Annotated in this window: 25 protein-coding genes and 1 tRNA gene; 16 read left to right on the forward strand and 10 right to left on the reverse strand. The window is 69.3% G+C overall.

Annotated features, from left to right (window positions below):
* The first annotated feature begins 88 nt into the window (after positions 1-88).
* The 4 genes from IO36_RS38890 (at position 89) to IO36_RS38905 (ending at position 4,518) form a co-directional block, all read left to right on the forward strand.
* Positions 89-1,264 carry a sensor histidine kinase gene (locus IO36_RS38890; protein ID WP_051901285.1) on the forward strand — a complete coding sequence of 392 codons (1,176 nt, stop codon included), beginning with the start codon at positions 89-91 and terminating at the stop codon, positions 1,262-1,264.
* A 54-nt stretch (positions 1,265-1,318) separates the two neighbouring features.
* Positions 1,319-1,984, forward strand: coding sequence for a response regulator (locus tag IO36_RS38895; RefSeq protein ID WP_037627660.1), 666 nt, complete (start codon positions 1,319-1,321; stop codon positions 1,982-1,984).
* Positions 1,985-2,220: 236 nt separating this feature from the next.
* Positions 2,221-3,414, forward strand: coding sequence for a cytochrome P450 (locus tag IO36_RS38900; protein ID WP_037627662.1), 1,194 nt, complete (start codon positions 2,221-2,223; stop codon positions 3,412-3,414).
* A gap of 270 nt (positions 3,415-3,684) precedes the next feature.
* Positions 3,685-4,518 carry a PIG-L family deacetylase gene (locus IO36_RS38905; protein WP_037627663.1) on the forward strand — a complete coding sequence of 278 codons (834 nt, stop codon included), beginning with the start codon at positions 3,685-3,687 and terminating at the stop codon, positions 4,516-4,518.
* A gap of 210 nt (positions 4,519-4,728) precedes the next feature.
* Here IO36_RS38905 and IO36_RS38910 read toward each other — a convergent pair whose 3' ends face one another.
* Positions 4,729-5,637 (reverse strand): aldo/keto reductase, encoded by a 909-nt coding sequence (locus tag IO36_RS38910; protein ID WP_037627664.1) that lies wholly within the window; start codon positions 5,635-5,637, stop codon positions 4,729-4,731.
* 368 nt (positions 5,638-6,005) lie between these two features.
* Here IO36_RS38910 and coaD point away from each other — a divergent pair, with 368 nt between their 5' ends.
* The gene (gene coaD, locus IO36_RS38915; protein WP_037627665.1) at positions 6,006-6,437 is read left to right on the forward strand and encodes a pantetheine-phosphate adenylyltransferase; all 432 of its coding nucleotides are present in this window, start codon (positions 6,006-6,008) and stop codon (positions 6,435-6,437) included.
* 103 nt (positions 6,438-6,540) lie between these two features.
* Here coaD and IO36_RS38920 read toward each other — a convergent pair whose 3' ends face one another.
* Together IO36_RS38920 and IO36_RS38925 are read right to left on the reverse strand one after the other, a co-directional pair.
* Positions 6,541-7,278: a phosphotransferase family protein gene (locus tag IO36_RS38920; RefSeq protein ID WP_037627666.1), complete on the reverse strand. Its 738-nt coding sequence runs from the start codon at positions 7,276-7,278 to the stop codon at positions 6,541-6,543.
* A 146-nt stretch (positions 7,279-7,424) separates the two neighbouring features.
* Positions 7,425-8,129 (reverse strand): hypothetical protein, encoded by a 705-nt coding sequence (locus IO36_RS38925; RefSeq protein ID WP_037627667.1) that lies wholly within the window; start codon positions 8,127-8,129, stop codon positions 7,425-7,427.
* A 247-nt stretch (positions 8,130-8,376) separates the two neighbouring features.
* On the opposite strand from IO36_RS38925, the gene IO36_RS38930 reads away from it, so the two are divergent.
* The 10 genes from IO36_RS38930 to IO36_RS38975 all read left to right on the forward strand — a co-directional run bounded on the left by IO36_RS38930 (position 8,377) and on the right by IO36_RS38975 (position 16,071).
* A complete protein-coding gene (locus tag IO36_RS38930) occupies positions 8,377-8,838 on the forward strand; it encodes a pyridoxamine 5'-phosphate oxidase family protein (RefSeq protein ID WP_037627668.1) in 462 nt (153 codons plus the stop codon).
* Between the two features lie 418 nt (positions 8,839-9,256).
* Positions 9,257-9,625 (forward strand): hypothetical protein, encoded by a 369-nt coding sequence (locus IO36_RS38935; protein ID WP_245173658.1) that lies wholly within the window; start codon positions 9,257-9,259, stop codon positions 9,623-9,625.
* Positions 9,626-9,784: 159 nt separating this feature from the next.
* Positions 9,785-11,098 carry a DUF6348 family protein gene (locus tag IO36_RS38940; RefSeq protein WP_158997741.1) on the forward strand — a complete coding sequence of 438 codons (1,314 nt, stop codon included), beginning with the start codon at positions 9,785-9,787 and terminating at the stop codon, positions 11,096-11,098.
* 106 nt (positions 11,099-11,204) lie between these two features.
* Positions 11,205-11,672 carry a hypothetical protein gene (locus tag IO36_RS38945; protein WP_051901286.1) on the forward strand — a complete coding sequence of 156 codons (468 nt, stop codon included), beginning with the start codon at positions 11,205-11,207 and terminating at the stop codon, positions 11,670-11,672.
* Positions 11,673-12,236: 564 nt separating this feature from the next.
* On the forward strand, positions 12,237-13,010 hold the full coding sequence (locus tag IO36_RS38950) for a TIGR03084 family metal-binding protein (protein WP_037627970.1): 774 nt from the start codon (positions 12,237-12,239) through the stop codon (positions 13,008-13,010).
* Between the two features lie 119 nt (positions 13,011-13,129).
* A tRNA-Gly gene (locus tag IO36_RS38955) sits at positions 13,130-13,202 on the forward strand.
* Positions 13,203-13,401: 199 nt separating this feature from the next.
* Positions 13,402-13,704, forward strand: coding sequence for a hypothetical protein (locus tag IO36_RS38960; RefSeq protein WP_037627971.1), 303 nt, complete (start codon positions 13,402-13,404; stop codon positions 13,702-13,704).
* 49 nt (positions 13,705-13,753) lie between these two features.
* Positions 13,754-13,954: a hypothetical protein gene (locus IO36_RS38965; protein WP_037627672.1), complete on the forward strand. Its 201-nt coding sequence runs from the start codon at positions 13,754-13,756 to the stop codon at positions 13,952-13,954.
* A gap of 162 nt (positions 13,955-14,116) precedes the next feature.
* The gene (locus IO36_RS38970; protein WP_078943721.1) at positions 14,117-15,454 is read left to right on the forward strand and encodes an outer membrane protein assembly factor BamB family protein; all 1,338 of its coding nucleotides are present in this window, start codon (positions 14,117-14,119) and stop codon (positions 15,452-15,454) included.
* Positions 15,455-15,675: 221 nt separating this feature from the next.
* On the forward strand, positions 15,676-16,071 hold the full coding sequence (locus IO36_RS38975; RefSeq protein WP_037627676.1) for a hypothetical protein: 396 nt from the start codon (positions 15,676-15,678) through the stop codon (positions 16,069-16,071).
* A gap of 165 nt (positions 16,072-16,236) precedes the next feature.
* Here the strand turns inward: IO36_RS38975 and IO36_RS38980 are convergent, their stop codons facing one another.
* The 7 genes from IO36_RS38980 to IO36_RS39020 form a co-directional block, all read right to left on the reverse strand.
* Complete coding sequence (locus tag IO36_RS38980; RefSeq protein WP_037627678.1) at positions 16,237-16,713, reverse strand: DUF6924 domain-containing protein; 477 nt, start codon at positions 16,711-16,713, stop codon at positions 16,237-16,239.
* Between the two features lie 145 nt (positions 16,714-16,858).
* A complete protein-coding gene (locus IO36_RS38985) occupies positions 16,859-17,662 on the reverse strand; it encodes a hypothetical protein (RefSeq protein WP_037627680.1) in 804 nt (267 codons plus the stop codon).
* A 747-nt stretch (positions 17,663-18,409) separates the two neighbouring features.
* Positions 18,410-19,399: a hypothetical protein gene (locus IO36_RS38995; RefSeq protein WP_051901288.1), complete on the reverse strand. Its 990-nt coding sequence runs from the start codon at positions 19,397-19,399 to the stop codon at positions 18,410-18,412.
* A gap of 313 nt (positions 19,400-19,712) precedes the next feature.
* Positions 19,713-20,750, reverse strand: a complete 1,038-nt coding sequence (locus tag IO36_RS39000) for a CU044_5270 family protein (protein WP_037627684.1) — start codon at positions 20,748-20,750, stop codon at positions 19,713-19,715.
* A complete protein-coding gene (locus IO36_RS39005) occupies positions 20,743-21,363 on the reverse strand; it encodes an RNA polymerase sigma factor (RefSeq protein WP_037627685.1) in 621 nt (206 codons plus the stop codon). The genes IO36_RS39000 and IO36_RS39005 overlap by 8 nt, the downstream gene beginning before the upstream one ends.
* Before the next feature lie 805 nt (positions 21,364-22,168).
* Positions 22,169-22,450 carry a hypothetical protein gene (locus IO36_RS39015; protein ID WP_037627688.1) on the reverse strand — a complete coding sequence of 94 codons (282 nt, stop codon included), beginning with the start codon at positions 22,448-22,450 and terminating at the stop codon, positions 22,169-22,171.
* Between the two features lie 214 nt (positions 22,451-22,664).
* Positions 22,665-22,931 carry a DUF6959 family protein gene (locus tag IO36_RS39020; protein WP_037627690.1) on the reverse strand — a complete coding sequence of 89 codons (267 nt, stop codon included), beginning with the start codon at positions 22,929-22,931 and terminating at the stop codon, positions 22,665-22,667.
* A gap of 585 nt (positions 22,932-23,516) precedes the next feature.
* Between IO36_RS39020 and IO36_RS39030 the strand changes: the two genes are divergently transcribed.
* Positions 23,517-26,237: a tetratricopeptide repeat protein gene (locus IO36_RS39030; RefSeq protein WP_158997743.1), complete on the forward strand. Its 2,721-nt coding sequence runs from the start codon at positions 23,517-23,519 to the stop codon at positions 26,235-26,237.
* The last annotated feature ends 209 nt before the right edge of the window (positions 26,238-26,446 follow it).

Here is a 26,446-nt window from a genome sequence, read left to right on the forward strand (position 1 = left end):
AGTCTCGCGGCGTGAACCCCACCACCATCCCCGCGTCACCCGCCCGCGTCGCGCCGCACAGGGCTGCCCCCTGGAGGGACGGCAGCCGATGACGAGAACCAAGTCCCTGGCCTGGGCCGGGGGAGCCGCGTACGTCCTCGTGCTGAGTCTGCTGGTGGCGGCCGCGCCCCGGGCCTCCGGCATGGTCCACGGTATCGGCGCCCTGCTGGCCGTGAGCCTGCTCATCGGCGTGGTGCGACGGATGCCGCTCGTGGCCCTAGGCATGGCACTGCTCGGATCCACGGCCGCGGTGGCGGGCCCGCCGAATGCGGGGCAGGAGACCCTGTCGGCGTCCTATCAGGGCCAGTTCCTGTCGTACGTGGCGGTGGATCTCGTACTGGCCTTCATCGTCGCCACCTGCGCCCGACGTGCCGCGATCATCGCCGTGGCCGGGTCCCTCAGCGTACAGATCCTGGTGGTCGGCGTCTTCGCCCACGGCGACGGTCTGGCCGTCAACGAAGTGTGCTCCGTCCTCGCGTTGACCGCCTCCTGCATGGCGGGACTGCTGGCCCGCGAGCGCAGCGAGCACGCGGTGGCGCTGTACGCGCAGGAGGTGGCCGAGGCCGTCACCGCCGAACGGCTGCGGATCGCCCGCGAGTTGCACGACATGGTGGCGCACAGCATCGGCATCATCGCCATCCAGGCCGGTGTGGGCAGCCGGGTCATCCAGTCCCAGCCCGCGGAGGCGCGCGAAGCACTGCGGGCCATCGAGGCCACCAGCAGGGAGACGCTGGCGGGGCTGCGGCGTACGGTCGTGTCACTCCGCCAAGCGGACAGCTCCGCGACCGTTCCCGAGCAGCCGTCGCTCGCACCGTCGCCCGGGCTGGCCGACGTCGAGCGGCTGGCGGAGGCGACGGCGGGCGCCGGGGTCCGCGTGGACGTACACCGCATCGGGCGGCAGCGCCCCGTGCCGGCCGACATCGAACTCTCCGCCTACCGCATCGTGCAGGAGGCGCTGACCAACGTGGTCCGGCACGCGGACACCGACCGGTGCCGGGTGGTCGTGGACCACGGGGACGAGGAACTGTCCGTGGAAGTCGTCGACAACGGGTGCGGCTGCACCGGCGACGGTTCGTCCACCGGATTCGGCATCATCGGGATGCGGGAGCGAGCGGGCCTGTTGGGCGGCCGGCTCAGCGCCGGGCCGCGCCCGGAGGGCGGCTTCCGCGTGGCGGCCCGGCTGCCGCTGCCCGAGCCCGTCGGCGTCCCGATGGAGGCCCAATGACCTTCGGTCCTGCGGTGGAGGCCCGATGACCATGCACGATTCCGAGGAGACCCGATGACCGTCCGTGTGGTGCTCGCCGACGACCAGCCGTTGGTGCGGTCCGGTCTCCGTGTGCTCATGGCCGACTGCCCCGACCTGGAGGTCGTCGGCGAAGCCGCCACCGGCGCCGAGGCCGTCCGACTGGTCGCGGAGGCCGCCCCCGATGTCGTGGTCATGGACATCCGCATGCCCGGCATGGACGGGATCGAGGCGACCCGCCTGATCACGACCGGCCCGGGAACCACCCGCGTGCTCGTCCTGACCACCTTCGACGAGGACGACCACGTCTACGGCGCCCTGCGGGCCGGAGCGAGCGGCTTTCTGGTCAAGGACATGGCGCTGGACGACATCCTCGCGGCGATCCGCGTCGTCGCCGCCGGGGACGCGCTGATCGCGCCGGGTGTGACACGCCGTCTGATCGCGGACTTCGTCGAGCGGCGTCCGACGGAGGCCCCCGCGGACTACGCCCGCCCGGTCGAGGGGATCACGGAGCGGGAGCGGGAGGTACTGACCCTGGTCGGACGTGGCCGCTCGAACGCCGAGATCGCCGAGGAACTCTTCATCACGGTCGGGACCACCAAGTCGCACGTGTCCCGCCTGCTCACCAAACTGGACGCCAGGGACCGGGTCCAACTGGTCATCACCGCCTATGAGACGGGCCTCGTGACGCTGCCTCGGTGACGGTACATCCATGCTGCGGCCGGGAGTTCTCGGCACCCGTCGTGAGTCGGGGGACCCCGACATGGCACCCGAGGACGGCTCCCGAGGCACCCGGCAGAACCACTGGCGGCGAGGGTACCCGCAGTGCGGGAGAAGCACTGGCGGAGGGGGCGCCCGTAGTGGAGTCTGACCCCGACACGCCTGACGGACGACTCCGTTCACCAGGGGCGCCGACACGACGACGGGGGCAGCGATCGATGGACCGAGCCGAGGACGACGTACGCAAGATCCGCAGGGAGCCCACCGGTTCCGGCTGCCCGGTCGGCCGCGGGGACGACGGCACGTGGCAGGTCCGCGGCTACCCGGCGGCACGCGCGGTTCTGCGCAGCAGCGACACCGTACAGGCCGGTCTGGGCATCGAGACCGTCGAGAAACTGCCCGCCAAGATCCGCAGGCCCGTGCTCTACCGCGACGGCTCCGAACACCGGGAACACCGCCGCCAGACAGCCCGCTACTTCACACCGCGCCGCGTGGACGAGCACTACCGCGAACTCACCGAACGCGTCACGCTCTCGTACCTGGAGACCCTGCGGACCGCGGGCGAGGCGCAGTTGGAGGATCTCACCTTCGGCGTCGCGATCGACGTTGCCTGCGGCGTCATCGGTCTGACCCACAGCAGACCCGGGATCCAGAGGCGACTGGAGCGCTTCTTCCCGGAGAAGTTCGGCAAGCCCGGGCTGACCAGTCTGCACGGGATCTACTGGCTGTTCCGGCAGAACACCAACTGGCTGCGGATCTACTTCGGCGACGTACGCCCCGCCGTCCGCGCCCACCGTGAACGGCCCGCCGACAACCTGATCTCCCACCTGATCGCGGAGGGCTGTTCCGAGCCCGAGATCCTCGGCGAATGCCTCACCTACGCCGCCGCCGGGATGATCACCACCCGCGAGTTCATCTGCGTCGCAGCGTGGCACCTGTTCACCGACGACGCCCTGCGCAAGCGCTACGTGAACGGGGACGAGAGCGAACGCCTCGCGGTCCTCCACGAGATCCTGCGCCTGGAGCCCGTCGTCGCCCGTCTCACCCGGCGGACCACAGGGCCTGTCGAGCTACCGGGCGACGACGGCCCGGTCACCGTGCCCGCGGGAGCGCTCGTCGACATCCTCGTGGACGAGGCCAACACGGACCCCGAGGCCGTGGGCACTACCCCCATGGCGGTCTGTCCCGGCCGTCCGGCCACGACCGGTCGCTACGCGGCCGCCCTGTCCTTCGGCGACGGACCGCACCGCTGCCCCGGTGCCGACATCGCCATGATGGAGACCAACGTCTTCCTCGGCCACCTCTTCGCCCTGGAGGGCATCCGCATGCTCACGACACCCCGCGTCACGTTCCAGGACGAGATCGGGGGCTACGTGATCCGCGGACTCCGCGTGGCCGTCGACAAGGGCTGACGCGGCTCCGTCGGCGCACGGCACCCCGAGCCGGCCTTCCGGAGGTCGCTGCGGGCCCTGTCCACACCATGACCGCGCTCATGCGCGTCCAGCGGGTCGGGAACAGTCGCCCCCACCGGCACGGTTGCACCGATCGAGGGACCGGTGCCGTACGGGTGGGGGACATGGAGACCAGCACGTCCACCACCGGCCGGGGAATTCGGTGCCTCCCGGGCGCGACGCACCGCCGTGCGCCCGGACCTGGACGTTTTTCTGCTGGAGGATTGATTCATGACGGAACGGCCTTTGACGCTGATGGCAGTGCACGCCCACCCCGACGACGAGGCCACGGGAACCGGTGGTGTCCTCGCGCGCTACGCGGCGGAGGGGATCCGCACGGTTCTCGTGACCTGTACCGACGGCCGTTGCGGTGACGGACCGGGGGGTGTCAAGCCGGGGGAGCCCGGGCACGACCCCGCGGCCGTCGCCTCGATGCGCCGGGAGGAACTCGAGGCGAGTTGCGAGGTGCTGAAGATCAGCGATCTGGAGGTGCTCGACTATGCCGACTCCGGGATGATGGGCTGGGCGAGCAACGACGCCCCCGGCTCCTTCTGGCAGACCCCGGTGGAGGAGGGCGCGGCCCGGCTCGCGGAACTGATGCGGCATTACCAGCCCGATGTGGTCGTCACCTATGACGAGAACGGCTTCTACGGCCACCCCGACCACATTCAGGCGCACCGCATCACGATGGCCGCGCTGGAGATGACCGAATCGACATCGAAGGTCTACTGGACCACGATGCCCCGCTCGGCCATGCAGCGTTTCGGCGAGATCATGCGGGAGTTCCACGAGGACATGCCGGAGCCGGATCCCGCCGAGGCCGAGGCCTTGGCCAAGATCGGCCTGCCGGACGACGAGATCACCACATGGGTGGACACCACCGCGTTCAGCGGTCAGAAGTTCGACGCGTTGGCGGCGCACGCCAGTCAGGGCGAGAACATCTTCTTCCTCAGGATGGGCAAGGAGAGGTTCGGTGAGCTGATGGGCATGGAGACCTTCGTACGGGTGCGGGACACCACGGACGCGGCCGTGCCGGAGAACGACCTCTTCGCCGGACTGCGCTGATCCGTCCTCCCGCCCGGGAGGCCGCGTCGAGCGCTCGGGAGGACGCGTCTTGCTCGGGAAGGTGCGTCGAGCGCAGGAAGGCACGTCGAGCTCACGGGTGAGCCGGGTGGATCAGGAGGTGTGTCGCCCCTGTCCATCCGGCCCACCCGGGTCCCGCTCGAACAACCCCCGGCCGTGGGCAGGTTGCAGGGCCCGGCGGGCAGGAGCCCTCTATGCGGGCGCTGTCCGTGGCGCGTCGAGAAGTGCCATCTCCTCCTCCGAGAGCCGCAGCGTGCCGGCCGCCACGTTCTTCGCGAGGTGGTCCTGATCACCGGTCCCCGGGATCGCCAGCACGTGCGGCCCCAGCCTCAGCGTCCAGGCGAGCCGGATCTGAGCGGGGGACGCGCCGTGCGCGTGAGCGACGACGCGCACGGCCTCGCTTTCACCGGGAGCAGATCCCGCCGCCCGGCCGGAACCGGCGATCGCGGAGAACGGAACGAAGGCAAGACCGAGTTCACCACAGCAGCGCAGCAGCTCCCGGTCCTCGCTCGGCGCGCCGAGCCCGAACTGGTTCTGCACGCAGACGACCGGGGCGATGGCCCGGGCCTCGGCGAGCTGCTCGGACGTGACGTTGGAGACGCCGAGGTGGCGGATCAGTCCGGCGTCACGCAGTTCGGCCAGCGCTCCGAAGTGCTCACCGATCGATCCGGTCCGTCGGCTCGGTGGGACCCGCAGGTTCACCACGTCCAGATGATCGCGGCCGAGTTGACGGAGGTTCTCCTCGACCTGGCCGCGCAACTGCCCCGGACCGGCCCACCACCACGCCCCCGAGGCATCGCGGCCCGGCCACACCTTGGTGGTGATGACCAGGTCCTCCGGGTACGGAGCCAGCGCCCGGTTGATGAGCTCGTTGGCGGAGCGGGTGGCGGAGAAGTAGAACGCGGCGGTGTCGATGTGGTTCACGCCCAGGTCGATCGCCTTGCGCAGCACGGCGATCGACTGTTCGCGGTCGCGCGGCGCGCCGCCGTCGAAGGGCTCGCTACCCGTCAGACGCATCGCGCCGAATCCGACGCGGTTGACGGTCAGATCGCCGAGACGCCATGTTCCGGCGGCTGCCGCGTTGTTCGTCTGTGGACTCATGACGTGGATCTCCTCTTGAGGGTGGGGAAGAGCGGGACAAGAACGGAACCAGCGGGCGGGCGTGCCGGGTTCAGGGCGTCGCGACGGGACGAGAGCCCTGAAGCGGGTCCAACGGCGCCGGGACGGGATGCCGTCCGGGCATGAAAAAAGCCTCCCCGGCGGATGGAATCCGCGCCGAGAAGGCTCGCCTGCAACGTCATTCTAGTGCATGCCCCGCAGGGGCCTTTCAGGTGGCCAGGCTGGTCTCATGGTGGCCCGCGCAGGCTTCGCGCGTGGCCCGGGCACGACCGACGCTCGGTCCGACGAACGACCCACCGGACGGCCCGCATCTCACCGCCGAGGGCGCCTGCTTGATATTCTCTCCGATCATGCGAGCCCTCTTTCCAGGATCCTTCGACCCGGTCACCCCAGGGCACCAGGACGTACTCCGGCGCGCTGCCCTCCTGTTCGACGAGGTCGTCGTGTGCGTGATGTTCAACGCGAGCAAGACCGGCCGTCTGCCCATCGCGGAACGACTGGACCGGCTCCGCACGGCAGCCGCAGACCTGAGCAACGTCACGGTCGACTCCCACACCGGCGGCCTGCTGGTCGACTACTGCCGCCTGGCGGGAATCGACGTCGTCATCCGCGGAGTCCGTGGCACCGCCGACCTGGACTACGAACTGCCGATGGCCCGCATGAACCACGAACTGGCCGGTGTGGAAACGGTCTTCATCGCGGCGGACCCCGACCTGGCCCATATCTCCTCCACCCTCGTCACCGCGATGAAGCAGCAGGACGGTGTCCCGAAGGGCGAGTGAGAGCGGGCGATGCGCCTGAGGGGACCGCCTCCCCGACGCATCACTACGCGCTCGTGGCGCCCGGGCCCCGCAGCGTCACGTCCGGACCCGTGCCACGTCGACTTCACATCCGGGCCCTCAACACGTCGACCTCACAGCCCGGCGCGAAGGCGTCGAAGCCGTGCTCGACCAGCCACCGGACCACCAGCAGGCTGCGCAACGACCACCATCCCCGGATGACGTCGAGATCGACTTCGGTGCCGTAGCCGGCGACGACGTCGCCGAGGCGGTCCTCGTGCCCGAGCGTGAAGGTGGCGAGGTCGTACAGGGCATCGCCCCGGCTCGCCTCGGACCAGTCGATGATGCCGGTGACCTCGTCGGCCTCGAAGAAGACGTGGGCGATCTGGAGGTCGCCGTGCGTGAACGCCGGAGTCCACGGCCGGAGCGCGGCCTCGGCGACCTGGCGGTTGCGGGTGACCAGGTCGGCCGGCAGGACGCCCTTCGCGACGAGCATCTCGCACTCGCGGTCGAGTTCCGCCGTCAGCTCGTCGAGACCTCGGCCGGGCCAGGGCGGCAGCGGCGCGTCGTGCAGCTGCCGGATGGCGGCGCCCGCACGGGCCCACGCCTCGGGCGACGCGGTCGACGGTTCACCGAGGCGTCCGAGCGTCGCTCCCGGGACCGCGGCGATCGCGAGCACCGGCGGCTTGCGCCACAGGACCTCCGGCGTCGGGACCGGTGCCAGGGCCATCGCCTCGACCTCGACGTCGATGCGCGACTGATCGGTGTCCACCTTCAGGAACACGTCCCCGACGCGCAGGGTCGCCCGCTCGGAATGGGCGACGACGACCTCGACCTCATCCATGGCGACCAGTATCCCGGGATGCCCGCCGAGGTCACCGGATTTATCGCGTACGACGACGGGGCCGACCCTGCCCTGCCCCTCTCGCCCCGCGGTCCTGGGGACGGAGGGCTGCCGGGTTCGCCTCGGCCACCACCGACACGGGTCCTCTAGAGCCGCCCGGCGTCCTCCGCGCGAAGACCCGTGTGACGCAGCACCGGACGGCCCTCCAGCAGCGCCGTACGGGTCTTCGCTCGGTCGGCCCACCGGCCCGACGCGTCGAGCAGCTCGGGCCGCACGAGCCGGGCCTGATCCACGCCGGTGAGGTCGACCATGCGGTCGGGCTCGCGTGGATGCGTGGGCAGGCTGCCGAACAGGACCATCGGCTCGCGCACGGGGCCGGCGCACAGGCACGCCTCGGCGGTCGTCTCGCCGGCGACGGCCAGCATCCCGCCGTGGGAGAGCCCCGAGACCAGCAGCCCCTCGACCCGCAGGGCGCCCCCGACGTACAGGTGCGCCTCGTCCTCGACGAGGAGGTTGCCCACGCGCAGATCGCCCGTGACGATCAGCACGTTGGCCTGGTCCCACTCGGTGAAGACGAGAGTCCCGTCGACGGTGAGGTCCCCGTCCAGGACGTGGATGCCGCAGTCGCCGCCGTGACAGACGGGCTGGTGCGTCTCGGACGCTATGACCAGGTCACCGGCGTGGCGGACCGTGCCGCGGTGGACGAGGACCTCGTCGAGATCGTCGCCGAAACAGTCGCTGTTGGTGTCGTCGAGTCCGTCGGGAGCACATGCCCCGTAGCGCTCGGCCGCCTCGGTGAACGGCACGCGGTCGACGGTGCCGAGGGCGGCGAACCAGGGAGCGAACGTCATACGGAGCCTCCATGTCCTCCGGGCCTGTGCCGGTCCGGTCGGCGTGTCCCGGTCCGGGAGAAGGTAGCCGATCCCCCTGACACGGACCGGCCCGCGACCGAGGCCTGGCCCGTGACGGAGGTCCGCCCCGTGACGGAGGTCCGCCCCGTGACAGAGGCCCGGACCGTGGCCGAGGACCGGGTAGGCCCCTGGTCGTAGGTCCCGCGCCTCAGGCGCATCCCGCCCCGCCTGGCTAGGGTCGGCCCTCATGAAGATCATGGAAGGCGCCCGCCGCCGGACCGCGGAACGTCGGAGCGAGACGTTGCAGAGACTGGCCACGGAGCGGGACGTATGGGTGTCGACGGCCCACCCCGATCACGGCCCGCACCAGGTGCCGCTGTGGTTCGTGTGGGACGGGCGGGCCATGTGGATGTGCACCGGCGCCGCCTCCGCGACGGTGCGCAACCTCCGCACCGAGCCACGCGTCCGCCTGTCGCTGCCGGACACCTTCGACGTGGTGCTCCTCGAGGGCGAGGCGGAGTGCTTCCCGGACGAGGAGGTCCCGAACGAGGCCGCCGAGGCCTTCACCGGCAAGTTCGGATGGGATCCCCGCACGGAGGACGGCCCCTTCGTCTACGTACGCGTGACCCCGAGTACCGTACGGGCCTGGCGCGGCGAGCCGGAACTGCGCGGCCGCGTCATCATGCGCGACGGAACGTGGGTCGAGTAGCGGGCGTCGACGGGCACCGGCTGGAACAGCTGCCGTTGACGGGGCCGGCCGGGCCGGGCGCTACCGGTGGGCGCGCAGTCCGTCGAGGATGAGCGCGGGCATGGGCGGCGAGCGGTCCTCGGGGCCCGAGGCGGCGCGCCACAGCGCGCCCGTGAGCTGGAGCAAGTCTCCCGCCCGACAGTCGCCTCCCGCGACGGTGACCCCGGCTGCTTGCGCAGGGCCGCCGTTCCCGGGCCGGAGGCGCCCCGGCGGGCCTCGGCGAACCCGGAGCGATGAACGAACGAACGCCTCGGCACGACCGTGCCCTCCCCCCAATCCCTTTGCGTGACCGGGCAGTCCACTCCTAGCGTGCCAGCACAACGGAACCGCGCGCCGGGACAGCGGGCCGCACGCACGAGGAGGAACCGCAGTGGGAACCATGGTCTCGGTCAGGGGCTGGCTGGAGTGTGACGACGAACAGCTGGCCCAGATCAAGGAGATCGTAGAGGCGGACGATTCGGAACGGACCTACAGCGGAGGCTGGGCGTTCCCCGCTCGGCAGTACAACTACGTCAGTTGGGCCTTCTACGGGGGCAACTTCCGCGACACGTCCCTGGAATGGTTCGAGGAAAGCCTGCGCCGGATCGCCCGGATCCCGGCGGCCTGCCCGGACGAGGAGTACGACGACAGGCCCCGGGGGCTGTTCCTGGTCAGCCATGAGGTCGACGGCATGAGCGAGTGGCGGGTATACAACGGCGACCTGGTGATCGGCATCCCTGAGGCGGACTACGGTTACCTCGACGCTTAGCGGACCGCATGGGCCCGGGGCTGTCTTCGCCTGCCTCCGGGCCCTCTCGCGATGATCGCCAGGGGAGCGACGCCGAGCTCATCGAGCGGGTTCGGGCCGGTCGGTACCCGGGGCGAGCCCGCGTGCTGCCCGGGCGTCCGGGCTCAGTACCATCCACGGGTGTCCTGGATACGACGTCGTAAGCGCAAAGAGGAGCCGTCCGCGAACCGGCTGCCTGACCTGGAGTTCCTCGCCCTCGTGAGGGCAGGGCTCGAAGAGTTCGCCCCCGGCGTGACACAGGACGCCCAGCTCAAGGGCAACTCGTTGCTCAGTCCGCACGGTTGGGCCGTGGGTGTGGCCCCGCCGCACCACGGCGGCGGTCGCCACTACGACCTCGTCGCACTGCCGGACGTCGGAATCCAGCCGGACGTACCGTGCTTCATGGACTGCGTCGTGTCGATGTCCGCCGATCCGCAGGACGCGGCGAACATGTGGGTACAGACGGCGGGAGCCTGCCTGCTCGAACTCCTCGACCGTCGCGGGCACTTCGCGGACCACGAGGGCCCCGACGACGATCGTGGCGTGCCCGGCCGGCACACCATCACGTCGGGTGCGGTCGGTCTCGGACGCGACGTGGACGAGAACCGGCGGCTTCAGCGGGCGCTGCTGGATGCGAACGTGCTGCACCGGATCGCGGACTCGTTCACCGGGGACCTGGAGTCCCCCTTCTTCAACGGCGTCAAGGTCTTCTACGGCGGACGCCCCGGCGCGATGCATGCCGAGATCCGCGTCAACGGTGAGCGCCACGAGGCGGCGTCGGCAGCGATGGCCGCACTGGGACTGCCCGAACCCACCACGTTCACGGCGGTGCGGTACTACGCGCTGCTGCTTCCGGTATCGGCGGAAGGCGGCGAGCCGAACTACCCGACGGCCCGGCTCGACCTCGCCCCCGCCACCGTAGAAGCCGAGGCCGACGCCCATGGTGCCGCCTGCACCTGCGACTGCGGCGGCCGCCTCGACGCGGAGCACCCCGGCTTCGAACTGGCCATGCCCCACCTGCTCGCCGAGCTCTCGGAGGAGGAGCGCAGGGAGCGCGTGCTCGCCGAGACAGACGCCATGATCATCGCGAAGGACGTCGGCAACTTCCTCAAGGTCCGTCTGCCGATCCGACTGGACGACGGACGCACGGTCGTCTACCTCGCCTGGGTGTACCTCAAGGCAGCCGTGATCGACGATTTCGTCCAGCGGGCCGAGAACGGCACCCTGAATGGCCACCGCTTCGAGGGCCTGCTGTGCAATGCCATCGATCCCTGGGGCGAGGACGTCCTGCGCGCTCCCGTCGTCCTCGGCGGCCAACGGATCAACGAGGACGACTCCGTCCGCCTCAGCGAGGTCCTGGAGTCCAGCGATCCCCTGCTGAACAAGGTCCTGACCGAGACCTGGCCCGCCGCGTACGTCCTGGGCGACCGATTCCCGTGGCCGCCGTCCAGCTGAGGCGCCGGAGGGGAGACGGACCCGACGGCCCGGAACGGGTGCCCCTGGTTGGTGCGGGCGCCCGGTTCGGGAGGGGCGTCCTGGTCGAGTGCGAGGAGCATGCAGCATGAATGTCCACGGCATCCCTCGGAACCCGGACGAGCATGTCCGCTTCGCGGCCTACCTGGACGAGCTGGGGCAGGCTGCCGATGCGGACGAGATCGAGCTGGTCGGCCGTGTGCTCACTGATCCTGACCAGGTGATGGCCCAGTCCGCGGTAGTACGTCACCTGGACCGTCGTGCCGCTTCCCTGTACGCGAGTCCCCTCTACGAGCGGTGGCTGCGGGCGATGACCCGGGCCACGGCCGACCGGCCCTTCCTGGTTCAGCGCCTGGGGGAGTGGTCACTCTTCCGCGCCGTCACTCTTGAACTGCGGTGGCAGCCGGAAGCCCTGCTCGCGTCAACCAACTGGCTTCAGCTCATGATCGCCGCCGGGACGAACACCGAGGCGGTCGGGATCCTTGCCGAACAGGGCCGAACCAAGCGGATCCGCGCCACCGCCAGGAACGGCCTCAATCACCCCGGCGCGAGCTGAACCGACGGCGTCTCATGGGCGGCCGGTCCGACCTCGACACGGCCGTACTCTGCCATGTGGTACCCCTCGTACGGGGCGCGCGACTCGACGATCAGACATCAGTCCGAGCCGTTCGTGATGTGGGTGGTGTCCGGCGGTGGACGAACAAGGGCGCCAGATCCGGCTCGGGGGTGACTGGCCCATCCTCGTCGACCAGGACACGGGGGAGTGCCGGCTCCTTCAGGGTCCAGAGGAGAGGGCCAGACTCAGAGGCACGTCCGAGATTCGTACTGCGCGTTGGCGCAATGCGTCCGCTCGTCATCGGTACTGACTCCGGCGGGTTGAGTTGCCGAGGTTCGCCTGTGGCAATGGAGTTGCTTTACCCGATTGCCGAGTCGGTCCGTACGAGCATCCGCTCGCGCTTGCCGAACCAGGAGCTTCGAGGGTTGCAGATGGCCATCTCGCCAAGGGAATTGAGCTCCTCGCCCCCGAGCTCCGGCCCGCACCACTGCGGCCGTCAGCCAAGAGCACTAAGGGCACATTTGGTCTCGGCCGCTCTCGGGACGAAGTGGCACGATGGCGCACATGTTGAACTACAACCTTGCCGTCCCTGAAGCCGATGACGCCAATGTCCTGGCCGCGCTGGTGGCCGAGGGTGATGAGCTCGACGTTCTGGTCAGGGCAGTGGACGACTGGTCCCTACCGACACCGGCAGCGGGCTGGACGGTCGCTCATCAGATAGCCCACCTCGCGTGGTCGGACGCCAACGTGCTCAGCGCGTTACGCACCCCGGACGCGTTCGGCGCCGAGCTCAGGCGTGCCGAAGTCGAAGGCAGCGGGTACGCGGACAAGGCCGCCGCCGCGGGAGCGGCCAAACCGCGTTCGGTGCTCCTCGACGAGTGGCGAGCGGGGCGTGCGGAGTTGGCGGCGGCGCTGCGCGACACACGCTGGGACCATGCGTTCCCCTGGCACATGTCGGAGGTGACTCCGGCCCTGATGACGCCCCTTCGTCTGATGGAGACCTGGGCACACGGGCAGGACGTCTTCGATGCCGTGGGCGTCGCGCACCGCCCGACGGACCGACTCCGGCACATCGCGTCGCTCGGCGTGTTGGGCCGGGCCCTGTCGTTCGTCGCCGTCGGACTGCCTGAGCCGGCGGAACCGTTCCGTATCGAGCTGACGGCACCTGACGGCCGGACCTGGGTGTGGGGCCCTGAGACTGCCGTGCAACGGGTACGGGGCGGCGCGATGGACTTCTGCCTGTGTGTCACCCGGCGCCGCCCCTGGTCCGAGCCCGATCTGACAGCGACCGGCCCGGACGCGCAGAAGTGGCTGGAGGTGGCGCGCGTCTTCCTCTGAGGGCGTCTCGGTGGAGGACTGTCGGCAGGCCGTCGGGCCCATCAAGAGCGCGTCTCGTGATGTGGGCGCTTGAGACCGGCCAAGGTGACGAGAGGAGCGCTTAGGATGGCGACCGGGGCGGGGCTGTAGCGCAGAGGTCGTCGCGCGCGTCTGCCAAACGCGAGGACGCCGGTTCGATTCCGGTCAGTTCCGCCTTCTTGCCGGTGGGCCCTCCTGCCGCTTCCTTCTCGCGGCGTCAAGGCGCACAGCGCCCTGCTGCACGAGCGCTGGTCGCCGAGGTTTGCTCCCCTGGCCGGGCGGTCATGCGGGGGCCTGCGGCGGGTGGGTCAGATCGCGATGGTTGCTGTACCTCGCTGCTAGACGGCTGGAAGCGTTCTGCTTGGATCAGTCCATGATTCCTGTCGGCACATCGGACGAGACACGAGGGAAGGCAGAGCTCGCGGTCTGGTTCGGCGGGGCATCCTTGGCGTGCTGGCTCTGCTGCCCGTTCTGGGTTCTGGTCAGCTTTGTCGCGCTGCCTCTGGCGCTTGTCGGCCTTGTACGGGCCTTTGTCGAGTACCGCGCATCCAAGTCGGGTAGAGCCGGCGGGACGCGCGCCCTAGTGGGTGCCGCGCTGTCCCTCCTGGGGGCAGCAGCGGCGATCACCTACATGCTCTTTCTGGCCACCCATCCTGATCTTCCCGTGCAGGGATAGCGGCATGAGGTGCCGTCCCGCACGGAAGCGGCCCGCTAGGCTGCGGCCCATGCCCGAGATCAATCCGACGGACCCGGACGCCGAGAAGGCGAGAGGGCGCAGCCCGCTGTGGCTGGACGCCGAGGACCTGCGGCGGCTCGCGTCTCACTGCTGCTGCTCCGAGGTCACGTCGGAGGCGGACCGTGAGCAGTGTGGGCGCATCCGCTTCCGCGCGTCGGCAGCGCTCCACAAGCACGGACCGGGTCGCTGACGGCCGCCACGCACAGTGCTGCTGGCTACGCGTGTGTGGCCGTGGCGGGCTTCCAGGGATGCCCGACTTGCATAGCTCCAGAAGGGGAGTGAAGATCCCCTGGCTGCCCCCGTCACGGTGACAGGCGCAGGGCCTCTGGGGGGCAAGATCGTGGTGCAGCGGATGAACTTGCTGGGAGAACCGGGGGTGGGACTGCCGGACATTCCTGGCAGGCCCGTGAAGAGTCCCGCCGGGCGGCTGTGGGACCGCCCATGGAAGATCTATGTGATCTTGGTGATATGGCTCCTCGGCAAGGTGGCCCTCGCCGTGGACGACTGGTACATGTCACGGGATGTGTTCACCGGAGCCCAGGGCCCCTTTCCCGCCGCGTTCGCCGCCGAGGCCCCGGTAGCGCCTGAACACGTCATAGGTGGCCCGGAGAGTGGGCAAGCTTTGGTGCACGGGTTGCTCCTTCGATGGACGGACGAGTACTCGGACGGGTACTACGGCATGGCGGCCGTCAATGCGCGGACCGGCAAGGAGTACTGGCACTACGAGCGCCGGGACGTGGACGACGCTCTGGTGTGGCAGTTCGGGGCGTCGGAAAGCACCGTGGTGGCCCGCTTCACCGACGGGAAGCTCGTCGCCCTGGATCTGCGGACGGGCAGGATGCTGTGGCACGCCGAGATTGAGGCCGGTGACCGCGGTCGGAACGTGAAGGTCGCCGGAGGCCAAGTCGGCACCGAGGATCCCGGCGCCGTGCGCGCCTTCGCCGAGCGCGACGGCCGGAAACTGTGGACGGCGAAGACGCCCCGGTGGTGTCCCGAGGTGTTCCTCCGTTCCGTTCACGCCCTGCCGGACCATCTGAGCGCCGTCCACGTGCTGTGCAACGGTTCGGGGCGCTACGGCCCGGACGACATCGGCCTGCTGCTGGGCATCGACAACCGCACCGGCAAGGTCCTGTGGCGGCGACGCACCGTGGAGCCGGACCTGGCGGTATGGGGTGCCGGGAACCAGGTGGTCCTTCAGGATCCGTCGCACCGGCAGACCGTCCAGGTGCTCGAAATGAACCGCGAAGGGATCGCCCCCCGCGCCGGGCTTCCTCGAGACGCCGTCGCCGTGGGCGGCGGCACCGTGCTGTCCGGTACGAATCCGAAGGACCATACCGGCCAACACGACACGCTCCTGAGCGCCTTCGACGCCGTGGACGGACATCTGTCCTGGCGGCTGCGGGCGCCGGGCGATCACGAGTACGGGATCCCCAAGATCGCAGACGGCCGTGTGTACGTCGTGCGCCAGCCGTACCTCACCGCGGCGTACGCAGGGGAACAGTTCCTCGCCGACCTGCTCGTCCTCGACGCGGACACGGGGCGCCTGCTCCGCACCCTGCGGCTCCCGACGATGACCGCGGCCGACGAGATCGCCGATGACGACAAGCTCGACATCGGCGACGTGAGCGGCGGGGCAGTCGGCATCCGCTGGCGCGGCGACAGGGAAGACATGCTGATCGTGACGGACTAACCCCGCCGAAGCGTCCGCGACCGGTTGCCCGTCGCGCGGTATGGCCCACGAAACCTACGCCGGTCAGCACCTGCGTCCAGCGAGCAGCCTCTCTCGTCCGTGGTTGTCGATGTCGACGATGGGTGTCGGAAGTGGTTCGAGGAACCGCGAGGGACGCGCGTTCGTCGGCCGCCTCGGCACCCCCCTGCTGCCCTGATGACGCGGCCTGCGAGAGTGGCCCCGTGCTACTGGAACCCGAGAAGACCCTGTTCGTCCGTGGTGCCATGCCTGTGCTCCTGCTGGCTGACGCGCCCGTCCACGATGCCCTGCCGCTCCTGACCGTGCCCGACGGAGCGATTCCCTTGTGCGAGGGCTGGAGCATCGTCCCCCGACTCACCCTGTGTGTCGTGGACGGACCTGGGGACCACGGGCTCGTCGTACCTGCCCTCGCTGCGCCGGTGGTCGGTGGAGCCGACGACGCCACGGCATCGAGCGACATGGGCGACTGGTGCGCGGACGCCGAGGAGGCCGGCGGAGCAGTCGTTCTGTCTGTGGACTGCCTGCCTGAGACCCTCGACTGGTCGGCCCTGCTGGCTTCGGGAACCGCCCACGGCGGCTTCATGCCTGCGCTCGCCTGACCGTAGGAGCGCCGGACTCGCCAAGTCGGCTTTGCGTACGCCGGCTTGGCGAGCCCTGGACTCCGGACTGCCTCGTTGCATGCCGCCTTAACCCGCGGGAAGCGTGGTCCGTAGGGTGAGAGGGCTATGTCAGCCTGGCTCTCTGAGTGGTTCCCTGAACCGTGCTCAGAAGGACCGGTAGATCCGCTCGGGATCATCGTGAGCCTGTGCGGCGTACTCCTCGAAGCCGAGGTTGCCGATGCTCAGATTCGCGTGTACGTCGTGGACCCCCGCAGGGACGACGCGGAACTCACGGCCGAACTCGGTCAGTTGCTCGTAGTCCTCGTCGTCCACGCACTCCTCCCGCGTGAGTGTGGTGACTGCCAGCAACGCGTGACTCTCGGCCTGCATGGTTGTCCGGTCGGCGAGGAAGACGACGGCCAGGTCGTCATCGGCGCGGACCGCATTCAGCACCTCGTCAACGGTCGCTCCTGCCCAGGCCGGGTCGTCGACGAAGTGGACGTGTGCCTCGTGCGGCCCGTCGCCCCAGGGATCCATCAGCGCCGCCGTCACGAACTGCCATGCCTGGTCGTCGTGGTGGTCGGTCCTGACGACCAGGACAGCGAACTCCTCACGGCCGGTGACGGCGGGCAACGCTCTCATGGATCCTTCTCCTCGGTGACGGTCGGTGAGCCGGCACCGACTGTCTCACGCGCCGTTTACGGCTACGCGGGTCCGTAGGGGTTCGCACAGGGCTCGGCGCTCGTGCTCAGGCCGGCACGTTCATCAGGCCTTTCAGGTCGGGACTTCACCTCCTGGTGGTCACTTGGGGGAGGAAGTGCCGGCCGTAGGGGTAGAACCACGGGCTCCAGTCGCCCTCTTGAAGGTGGGAGAGCGCGATGAGTGCGTCGGCGGCGTTCTTGCAGTGGGGGTGGCGTGCCGCGAAGGACGCGATGCGGGGTCGCTGCGTGAGCAGCCAGTCGGGGACGATTCGCGGGTCGCCGTCGTACCACCACGCGAAATGGAACTCCGACCAAAGGAAATCCGTCCCCCAGCCCACTGCCAGTCTGACGAGGCCGGCATCCGCGGCGGCGTCGGTGAGGCCGGCTATGTGGTCCAGCCATGGCTCCAGGCCGCCCGTGGCGTGGGCGACGCCTTCCAAGAGGTCGAGGATGTCACTCGGAGACCGGCTGTCGGTGAGGGCGAGGGTGAGCTGTGCCCGGAACGCCTGCTCGACCGCGGCGCGCTCGGCGACGGGCCAGCCGATCAGGTCGGCCCCGTACTGGCCCAGATTGCGCAGCTCATAGGACGGGTCGGTGCCAGAGCCTTCCGGGCCCAGGCGACGCAAGGCGCGTGGTATGAAGCGGCGCCAAAGGACCGGGTACTGGTCCGGGGCCCAGTGATCGACGGCCTTGCCCATGAAGCCTGCGAGCACGTCATCGGGCACATCCCGTGGATCGCCGCCGAGGGCGCGCAGCTCCGCTTCCGTGAAGCAGCGAGTGCACCCCATCACCGGCCGGTCGAGCTCCGGAGGGGAGGCGAAGACTCGGTCCACCTCGGCGAGGGCGCGCTGCCACAGCGTGTACGGGTCGGGGACAGGCTGATCGAGCATGAGGGCTGCCTATGGGGACTCCGCGCCGTGGGCCGGGCGAAGATCGCGACGTTACACCAGTTCCGGCCCGGCCGGTAGCCGCTTCCCTGCGCAGGCGGGATCAAGATCCGCAAGGCCCCGGCGATTGCCCACGCCTGAGTCGGGCTCGGGCAGTCGGGCCGCCTCTCGGCCGTGAAGGGGGTCGCACATCAGCAGGGCGCACCAAAGGCAGCTGGGCGCACCAAAGGCAGCTGGGCGCGCCAAAGGCAGCCGGGTGAGAGGCCCGAGCACCTCCTGACATTCTCTGCCAACGTTGGTCGACCGTCGATCAACCGAGGCAGATGCCCACGAATGCCGACGGAGCACCGCAGCAGGGGAGGGACGGCACGGCTCAAGGGCGAGAGCTCTCAACTCGCTTCGGGACGAAGCAGGCCCGTGGCTAAGGTGTGCCGTATGAGCGACGACGTTCCGGACTGCCCTGAGTGCGGCCGGCCGATGCGGTCCGGTGGCCTCGTGCTCTCCGGGCGGGAGGACGATGGTCGGCGGACCTGCCGGTCGGTGTGGAAGTGCCCCGACCGACATGTCTGGTGGCGCTGGGCCGACCGGCCGGACGGGCCGTTGGAGGTCTGCCCCGTGCCGCAGCTGTTCCGCTGACATCCGACGCGACAAGGCCCTCGCCGGGCCTCCGGCCCTCCCCAGGTCCTGGGGCCCGCGCCGGGTCGGTCGGAGGTGATCGGAGGTCCCGGCTGGATGATCAGTCCGCTGTGGCTACATGAGCGCCTTGCGGGCCGTCTTCGTGCGGACCAAGCGGTAGTGGAGCCATGGGACGCTGTACCGCCATGGAAGGGCGTGCGTGAAACCGTCGACGTGACGGAACTGATCCCTGGCCGCTCTGTACTGCCCCTGCCGGTACAGGAAGTACCCCAGGAGGTGTCGTGCCTCCGGGAGTCGCGGATGTGCCGGGTCGGCGATGGCCACGTCGGCGAGCGCCGCATCGACGAGCGCCCTCGCCCGCGAGCTGTGGAACGGGTACGCGGCGGGCTCGGACTGGTGGTTCTCGAACCAGGCGATCAACGGCATCATGGCCAGCAGGCTGCCCGCCGGGGCGTCGGCCGCCGCCTTCGCGGCGAACTCCTGCACGCGCTGGTGCGAGCCTCGCCACTTCGCGGTCCAGTACTGCAGGGCGCTGTAGTGCGCCTCATAGTGATGGGGCGCCCGGGCCGTGATGTCGGACCACAGGCTCTCCATCTCCTCGTGGGAGTAGCCCAGTCCCAGCGCTCGCCAAATCTCCTCGACGAGGGGAGTGGGATCGTCGGGGCCGAGCGCCGATGCTCGGTCGATGTCGTTCCGCGAGGCCACCAACTCCCGGTGGAAACCCTCGAATTGGCTGTCCGACGTGAATCGCGCGAACGCCCCGCCCCGAAGCTTCCAGGCGTACTTGACCCTCGCGCGCGCCATCACGAGCGCCGCATCGGAGTCCTCTGGGCGGGCCTCCTGCCATGCCTTGAGCCACGGATCGCCCTTCTCTGCGGCGAGGCTTCCGAGCCGCTCGGCGTACAGGGCGCGGCGCTCCCAGTCCTGACCGGCGTCCTCGAAGAGTCGGGCGGCGGGCTCCCAGTGCCCCCGGGCGGCAGCCCTGCATGCGCGCCGCAGCGCCGCGTCGGGGCCGGCGAGACGGGGGTTCTGCCATCGCAGCGGCAGCAGGGTGAACCAGAGCCAGCAGCAGAGCAGCAGGCCGACGGGGGCGAGGAATCCCATGGATGAAGGTGTCTTTCCGGAAAGCGTCGCGACGCACGAGGTGGGGCGCTGGCAGTATGCACGCTGAGCGATCAAGAGCGGAATGCAGGGTTCCGTATTGGGTGCCGCCTTCCCGTGCGCCTACCCCCCGAGGCTCGCCGGCCGGCCTGCGAGCCTCCGGGCCCGTGTGGAGAAGCGGGGCGCCACGGGACGATGGCCAGGCCGGCCCCGCGTCGGCGAGTCCAGCGGTGCCGAGGTGACCGTACGCACCAGACCCCGCTCGCCGGCACCGCCCCGTCCCGCCGCCCCCGCGACCTGATCCGAGCGACAGACCCTAGGGACGTCGCTTGGCCCGGTCGGTCACGGCCCAGGCGTCGACGTACGAGAACTCGTCGTAGACCTTGCCTTCCTTGTGGCGAGGGGATCGGGTTCCCAGGAATTCGTAGGTCCGTGGAGCGAAGAGGAGGACGAAGGACGAACCGCCCAGTACCTCGGTGCCCTGGTCGTCGGGCGAGGTCGGATCGACGTACTGGATCGCGATGCCGGGACGGCCCGTGGGATCCGTCTGGTCAGGTACGGCCTTCACTCCCGGCACCATGGCCAACGCCTCGTACGCCGCCGCCCGCAGGCCCTTCGGCATGGCCGGCACGAGCATGAGCAGTGAGATGAGCCGCCTCTCGACGAGGGGCCACTGGTCCGCCTTGAGGGCGTTTCCGTGGCGCGCCGCGAGGTCGCGTGCCGAGTGCGTGGGGCTGCCCGAACTCAGCTGGAGGGCGAGCGTGCGGGGATCGGTCGACAGACGCTCGAGTGTGGGCCAGTCCTGCGGAGGCCACACCGTGAGGTGTTCCTGCTCGTTCGACTTCGTCTTGTGCGGCTTCGCCCACCATCCCTCACCGGCCTCCATGATCCATGATGCCTTCGAGCCGTCCACGGATCGCCAGGTCTCATCGACGAACGTCGTGGTCTCCTTCGTCTTGCGCTCGATCCGCTTGGTGATGGTCCTGGTGTAGACGAACTGGTCGTCGCGGGGCGCGAGGGTCTTCTCGCGCTCGCGCGAGAACGCCGCGGCCCCACGCAGAACGGTCGGGGCACTGACGTTGCGCAGATCGGGGGAAGCGTTGGAGGTCCGGGGCGCCGGGGTGCCGGCGCGGCCGTCGTCGTGCAGCACGACGACGGCCGTGGCGACGACGGCGGTGGCCACGGCGCAGGTCAGGGCGATGCGTACCAAAGGACGACGGCGCCGAACGGTCGGCGGCGTGCCGTGGATGGCGGAGACCAGTCGGGCGCGCATCCGGTGACGGGTGATCTCGTCGAGCGGCGACTCTCCCGCGTCCCAGTCCCGCAGCTGGTCGAGTTCTGGCGTGTCAAGCACGAGCTTCTACCTCCCGGAAAGCCGTCGGATCGGCGCCACCCAGCGCTTCACGGAGTTTGCTGCGGGCCCGGTTCAGCCGTGATCTGACCGTGCCGATGGGCACGCCCAAGGCCTGCGCTGCCTGTTCGTAGTCGAGGCCGCCCCATGCCACCAGGAGGATGACGTCGCGGTGCGGGGCGGAGAGCCCGGACAGCGCGGCCGCCAACTCCCGGCGTATGCCCGTGGCGCCGGCTCGGTCGACCGCCCGGTCGGCGACAGGCTCCTCGTGTTCGACCGGCTGCGGCAGCCGGGCGAGTGCTCTGAAGCGGCGGGCTTCCGCTCTCCGGTGCCGACTGACGAGATTGGTCGCGATGCCGAACAGCCAGGGGGCGGCATCGGCGCGGGCCAGGTCGTAGCGGTGGCGCTGCTGGAAGGCGATGGTGAACGTCTCCGCCGTCAGATCCTCCGCCGTCTCCGCGCCCAATCGCCGCGCCGTGTATCCGTACACGGCGTCGGCGTGCCGGTCGAAGAGGGCGGCGAACAGCTCGGGCTCCTCCCGGGACCGCTCGATCACTCGGGCGTCGCTTCCCCCGCGATGCTCCTCGGCGGGCGTGACGTCCGGTCCGACGGCCATCGGGGCTCCTTTCGCTCGACTGAATACCTCGAAGGCTTGGCTTGTCCACGTGGTTCAGCTCTTCTTCGCCGATCGCCCGGATCGAGTTCCATCGGCCGGGTCCCCGACTCCGGCCCCGCCCTGAGCCGAGTCGGGGACCTGCATCCTCCCGGCCGTGCCGCTGGAGTCCGCAGCGGGACGGAACACGCTAGACGGCGGCCGACTTCAGCGTCAGGGGGAAGGGGCTGCGCAGCGTCCGAGCGGCGCGCCGCACCAAGCCTCGCCAGGTACCCAGCTCAGAAACACATCACTCGGCGACCACGGACCCAAGGGGGAGGTCGCTTCTCAGAGATCACCACACCAGGACCGAACTGTCGGTGTTCTGATGGCTTCATGAGACCGGAGCACTGCGTGACGAGGAACCACATAGAGGTGTGGCACGAACGTGCGCTGCCGTCGGGACCAGAACGGATCAGATTCGGGACGGTGGTACGCGGCTCGCTCCTGCCACTCCTGGTCTGGGCAGGCGTGGCGTGCTTCGTGTACGTCGTCTACAGCCCGGTCGGATCGATGGCCTTGGCCGGTCTCTTCGCGTTGTCATTCGGCTTTGGGTTCGGGCTCCGCCACAGGGCAGGGCACTCGGTCCGCTGCAGCGTCTACGGTGCGCTGGGCGGAGTGCTCGACAAATCCATGGCCGGGTTCTGAGGTATGGCGGCTGGTGGTCGTTGTTCAGCGTGTGCTAACCGATGCCCGGTGGGTCACGGCCGAGAAGAGTGATCATCCACAGCCCAAGTTCCCCTTCCAAAACGCGCTCCGGAGCTGCGGATCAGCTGCCATCACCGATTCGAAGCTCTTCCTTTCGGTGGCGGGCGTAGCCGTGTAGATCTTGCTTGATGGCCATGACGTCCTCGATGCGGATCCGTACGGGCCCGCAGTGCAGAGCGTCACAGGAACGGGGATAGGTCCCGTCGATGAGCGAGATGCCGCTGAGCACCACACCGGCTACCTCATCGACGGCAGTGCACAGGACTGGGTGGAACGAACAGTCCTCATAGATGTCGCCGACTTGGATGTTGTTTGGATTGCCTGGGTCTGTCGTCCTACGCATGGAGTCAGACTGCCACGCCTCCACCAGGGCGACTTGCTCTGGTCGACGGAATGGCAGTGTGGCTGGGGCCGGCGGCGATGCTGCGAGTCAGGCTCGCGCATGCTCGGCCGGGAACCCGCGGTGACGGCCAGCCATCGATGGCTGAGGCCACAGTCCGGGACCGATGTCGGACACGCGAGGCCGAAGCGCTCAACCGCACGGACCGCCCGCCAGTTCAGTACGGCCGCCGAATCTGGTGCTCGCTCAACGCTGCCTCGTACCGTGCCAGCAGCGCATCCAGGTTCGCCAGAAGAAAGCCGGCGGAGTCCCGGGCTTCGTCCAGGTCGCCCCGTTCGCACGCCTCCACCACCTCGGCCACCTCACCGCGGAGGACGGAAAGGGAGTCTCCCTGCACCACGACCCCCGGGAAGCGCCTTCCCGGCATGCGAACCACGGCGTCGTTGCCGCCATCCGTGAGCAGTTCAACCTCGACGCGTTTCATGGGCCCATCCAACCTCCCACCCCCAGCTGACATCAACAACTTTGTAAGCAGGCGGCCTTGAGCGCACCGTGCACCTCCGGGGTACTTCGGCGTGTCTGCGCCGACGCGCGATCGGTGGGCTGGGCGGCGTTCGAGGGCTCGTTCCACTACGACGAAATCCTCACCGACCGGGTGGCCCACCAGGTGTACGGCTACTGCGTGGCCGGCGCCGAACCGGTTGTCGAGTGGGACATCGCGGCCCTACGAGGCGAAGATTGGCGGCACCGAATCGCCGAGGCCCGAGCCGCTTTTGACGCCTTGCTGTCCGCTGCAGAGACACGAAGCGGGAAGCGCCACAGAGCCTGAGAGTCGAAACTGCGTGACAGCGCCGACGACCAACGGCACGAGCACGCGCCTGCCGACGACCACTCCGCCCGCCCCATACAAAGCGGGAGTGTCGGGTCGGGAAGAGTGACAGCCATCCCCATCGGTCGGGCGGGGCGGCGGAACCGTGCGGAGCGTTACGGCGTCTCGTGCTCACAAGCACCATGCGTTCCTACGCCTGGTCGCTGGCGGTTGGCGGGTGACGAGTAGTCAGGAATGCTTGTGCGTACGGAGATCGTCGGGTTGGTGGAGGAGGCCGCGCCGTATCTGTCGGCGGCGGTGACCGCGTACGGGGTGGCGGAGCTCATCCGTGCCGGTGACGTGGCGCCGGACGCCTCGGCCGAGACCGCGGCGGATCTGGGAGCGCGGATTCTCCAACTGGTCCGGGGGCGCGGGGACGAGGCTGGCCAGACTGCCTTGGACGCGGCGGTGCGGGAGGCCGCCGAGAAACCGGACGATGAGAGTGCCGCGCAGGCGTTGCGTCAGCAGATCTGGCAGGCGTTGACGGAGAACGCAGGACTGGTGGAGGAGTTGGCCGGGCTGTTGCCCGCGCCTCGTGACGTGGTGCAGGTGACGGCGGCGGGTGAGCGGTCCGTCCCCGCGGAGTCCGTCGGAGCCGTCGCCCTGAGCGAGGCCACGCTCAGGCAACACGAGCGAGTTCTGGGCGACAGCCACCTCGAGACCCTGGCCATGCGCAACGACCTTGCCATCGCCCACGAGTTGGCAGGGGATCTGGGACGGGCCATCCCTCTGTACGAGGCCACTCTCGCTCAATACGAACGCGTGCTGGGCGATACCCACACCTCCATCCTCACCAGCCGCGACAACCTCGCCAACGCCCATGTGGCGGCGGGGGATCCGGAACGGGCCATCCCGCTCTACGAGATCACTCTTGCTCAACGTGAGCGGGTCCTGGGCGACACCCACCCCGACACCCTGACCAGCCGCAGCACCCTCGCCTACGCCCACGAGTTGGCAGGGGATCTCGACCGGGCCATCCCCATGTACGAGGCAACGCTCGCCGAGCGCGAGCAGGTGCTGGGTGACAGCCACCCCGATATACAGGCCAGCCGCAACGACCTCGCCCTCGCCTATGAGTCGGCCGGCGAGCCGGGGCGGGCCGTCCCTCTGTACGAGGCCATGCTCGCTCAATACGAGCGGGTCCTGGGCGACACCCACCCTGAGACCCTCACCAGCCGCAACAACCTTGCCGTCGCCTACGATTCGGCAGGGGATCTCGGGCGGGCCATCCCCTTGTACGAGGCCACGCTCGCCGAGCGTGAGCAAGTCTCGGGATACAGCCACCCCGACACCCTGACCAGCCGCCGCAACCTCGCCCTCGCATACAAGGAAGCAGGGGATCTGGGACGGGCCATCCCGCTGCTCGAGGCCACTCTCACCGAGAGCGAGGAGGTCCTGGGTGCCATGCACCCCGAGACCATGGCCAGCCGCAACTACCTCGCCAACACGTACGAGTCGACAGGAGATCTGCGGCGGGCCGTCCCTTTGTACGAGGCCACGCTCGCTCAGCGTGAGCAGGCGCTAGGCGACACACATCCTGACACCCTCATGAGCCGCAGCAACCTCGCCGGCGGCTACCACGCAGCAGGGAACCTGGGACGGGCCATCCCCCTGTACGAGGCCACGCTCAGCCAGTACGAGCGAGTTCTGGGCGACACCCAACCCGACACCCTGTTCAGTCGCAGCAACCTCGCCGTTGCCTATGGGTCATCCGGGGATCTGGGGCGGGCCATCCCGCTGTACGAGGCCACTCTCGCTCAGCGTGAGCAGATCCTGGGTGACGACCACCCGGACACCCTGACCAGCCGTAGCCATCTGGCCGTCGCCTATGAGTCGGTTGGTGATGTGGGGCGGGCCATGCCTTTGATGGAGACGACTCTCGCCGAGCGTGAGCGGGTTTTGGGCGACGACCACCCGGACACCCTGACCAGCCGTAGCATCCTCGCCGTCGCCTATGAGTCGGCCGGTGATCTGGGGCGGGCCCTCCCCTTGATGGAGGCCGTTCTCGCCGAGCGTGAGCGGGTCTTGGGCGACGACCACCCCGACACCCTGAGCAGCCGCAGCATCCTCGCCGGCGGCTATCGGGCAGCGGGGGACCTGGGGCGGGCCATTCCGTTGTACGAGGACACTCTCGCTCAGAGCGAGCGAGTCCTGGGCGATGACCACCCCCGCACCCTGACCATCCGTAGCAACCTCTTCCTCGCTTACGAGTCGGTCGGCGATTTCGGGCGTGCCATCCCTCTGAGTGAGGCCACTCTTCGCCACTACGAGCGAGTGATGGGCGATACGCACCCCGAGACCCTCACCAGCCGGAGCAACCTCGCCTGCGTTTACTGCATGGCCGGGGATCTGGAGCGGTCCATTCCCTTGATGGAGGCCACTCTCGCTCAGCGTGAGCAGGTCCTGGGCGATACCCACCCCGACACCCTGCTGAGCCGCGGGAATCTCGCCGGCGCATATCAGGCAGCAGGGGATCTGGAGCGGTCCATTCCCTTGATGGAGGCCACTCTCGCCCAGCGTGAGCAGGTCTTGGGCGATTCTCATCCCCATACCCTGCACAACCGCAACGAGCTCGCTCGCGACTACGAGTCGGCCGGAGATGTGAAGCGAGCCATTTCCCTGCTGGAGGCGACCCTCGCTCAGAGTGAGCAGGTCCTGGGCGATACGCATCTCGACACCCTGGTGACTCGCAGCAACCTCGCCCACGCCTATCGCACCGCGGGGGATCTGAGCCGGGCCATCCCCTTGCTGGAGACCACCTTCAGGCAATACGAGCAAGTTCTGGGCGCCACCCACGACCTCACCCTGCTGAGCCGCTTCAACCTTGCCATCGCCCGTCAGGAGGCTGAAGGTGTAGAGCAGGGAAGTGCCGGACCCTCGGTGACCAGGGTTGCGCCTCCCAAGCCGTCCACGACTGATTGACCAGCCGGAGGACCGTCTCACCTGCCCACCGGGGCGGGACATCGGTACGAAGAGGGCGTGCCAGATCACGCGGGGAAGTTCTGTGGGGGAGTCGGCGGCGGAGCTGAGGTTGGCAGACACAGACCCGGCACTGCCGAGCCTGAGCGGGTGATGTCGAGTCGGTAGGTCCGACCGGAGCGGGCTGTCTCGTCGGCACTGGCCTGCCGTCC

This window comes from Streptomyces aureus (genome assembly GCF_000725495.1).
GTDB lineage: Bacteria > Actinomycetota > Actinomycetes > Streptomycetales > Streptomycetaceae > Streptomyces > Streptomyces aureus_B.

Bases quoted from the DNA above. Each gene is read 5' to 3' on its own strand.
- IO36_RS38890 (WP_051901285.1), top strand. From the start codon at position 89: ATGACGAGAACCAAGTCCCTGGCCTGGGCCGGGGGAGCCGCGTACGTC.
- IO36_RS38895 (WP_037627660.1), top strand. From the start codon at position 1,319: ATGACCGTCCGTGTGGTGCTCGCCGACGACCAGCCGTTGGTGCGGTCC.
- IO36_RS38900 (WP_037627662.1), top strand. From the start codon at position 2,221: ATGGACCGAGCCGAGGACGACGTACGCAAGATCCGCAGGGAGCCCACC.
- IO36_RS38905 (WP_037627663.1), top strand. From the start codon at position 3,685: ATGACGGAACGGCCTTTGACGCTGATGGCAGTGCACGCCCACCCCGAC.
- IO36_RS38910 (WP_037627664.1), bottom strand. From the start codon at position 5,637: ATGAGTCCACAGACGAACAACGCGGCAGCCGCCGGAACATGGCGTCTC.
- coaD (WP_037627665.1), top strand. From the start codon at position 6,006: ATGCGAGCCCTCTTTCCAGGATCCTTCGACCCGGTCACCCCAGGGCAC.
- IO36_RS38920 (WP_037627666.1), bottom strand. From the start codon at position 7,278: ATGGATGAGGTCGAGGTCGTCGTCGCCCATTCCGAGCGGGCGACCCTG.
- IO36_RS38925 (WP_037627667.1), bottom strand. From the start codon at position 8,129: ATGACGTTCGCTCCCTGGTTCGCCGCCCTCGGCACCGTCGACCGCGTG.
- IO36_RS38930 (WP_037627668.1), top strand. From the start codon at position 8,377: ATGAAGATCATGGAAGGCGCCCGCCGCCGGACCGCGGAACGTCGGAGC.
- IO36_RS38935 (WP_245173658.1), top strand. From the start codon at position 9,257: ATGGTCTCGGTCAGGGGCTGGCTGGAGTGTGACGACGAACAGCTGGCC.
- IO36_RS38945 (WP_051901286.1), top strand. From the start codon at position 11,205: ATGAATGTCCACGGCATCCCTCGGAACCCGGACGAGCATGTCCGCTTC.
- IO36_RS38950 (WP_037627970.1), top strand. From the start codon at position 12,237: ATGTTGAACTACAACCTTGCCGTCCCTGAAGCCGATGACGCCAATGTC.
- IO36_RS38960 (WP_037627971.1), top strand. From the start codon at position 13,402: ATGATTCCTGTCGGCACATCGGACGAGACACGAGGGAAGGCAGAGCTC.
- IO36_RS38965 (WP_037627672.1), top strand. From the start codon at position 13,754: ATGCCCGAGATCAATCCGACGGACCCGGACGCCGAGAAGGCGAGAGGG.
- IO36_RS38970 (WP_078943721.1), top strand. From the start codon at position 14,117: ATGAACTTGCTGGGAGAACCGGGGGTGGGACTGCCGGACATTCCTGGC.
- IO36_RS38980 (WP_037627678.1), bottom strand. From the start codon at position 16,713: ATGAGAGCGTTGCCCGCCGTCACCGGCCGTGAGGAGTTCGCTGTCCTG.
- IO36_RS38985 (WP_037627680.1), bottom strand. From the start codon at position 17,662: ATGCTCGATCAGCCTGTCCCCGACCCGTACACGCTGTGGCAGCGCGCC.
- IO36_RS38995 (WP_051901288.1), bottom strand. From the start codon at position 19,399: ATGGGATTCCTCGCCCCCGTCGGCCTGCTGCTCTGCTGCTGGCTCTGG.
- IO36_RS39005 (WP_037627685.1), bottom strand. From the start codon at position 21,363: ATGGCCGTCGGACCGGACGTCACGCCCGCCGAGGAGCATCGCGGGGGA.
- IO36_RS39015 (WP_037627688.1), bottom strand. From the start codon at position 22,450: ATGCGTAGGACGACAGACCCAGGCAATCCAAACAACATCCAAGTCGGC.
- IO36_RS39020 (WP_037627690.1), bottom strand. From the start codon at position 22,931: ATGAAACGCGTCGAGGTTGAACTGCTCACGGATGGCGGCAACGACGCC.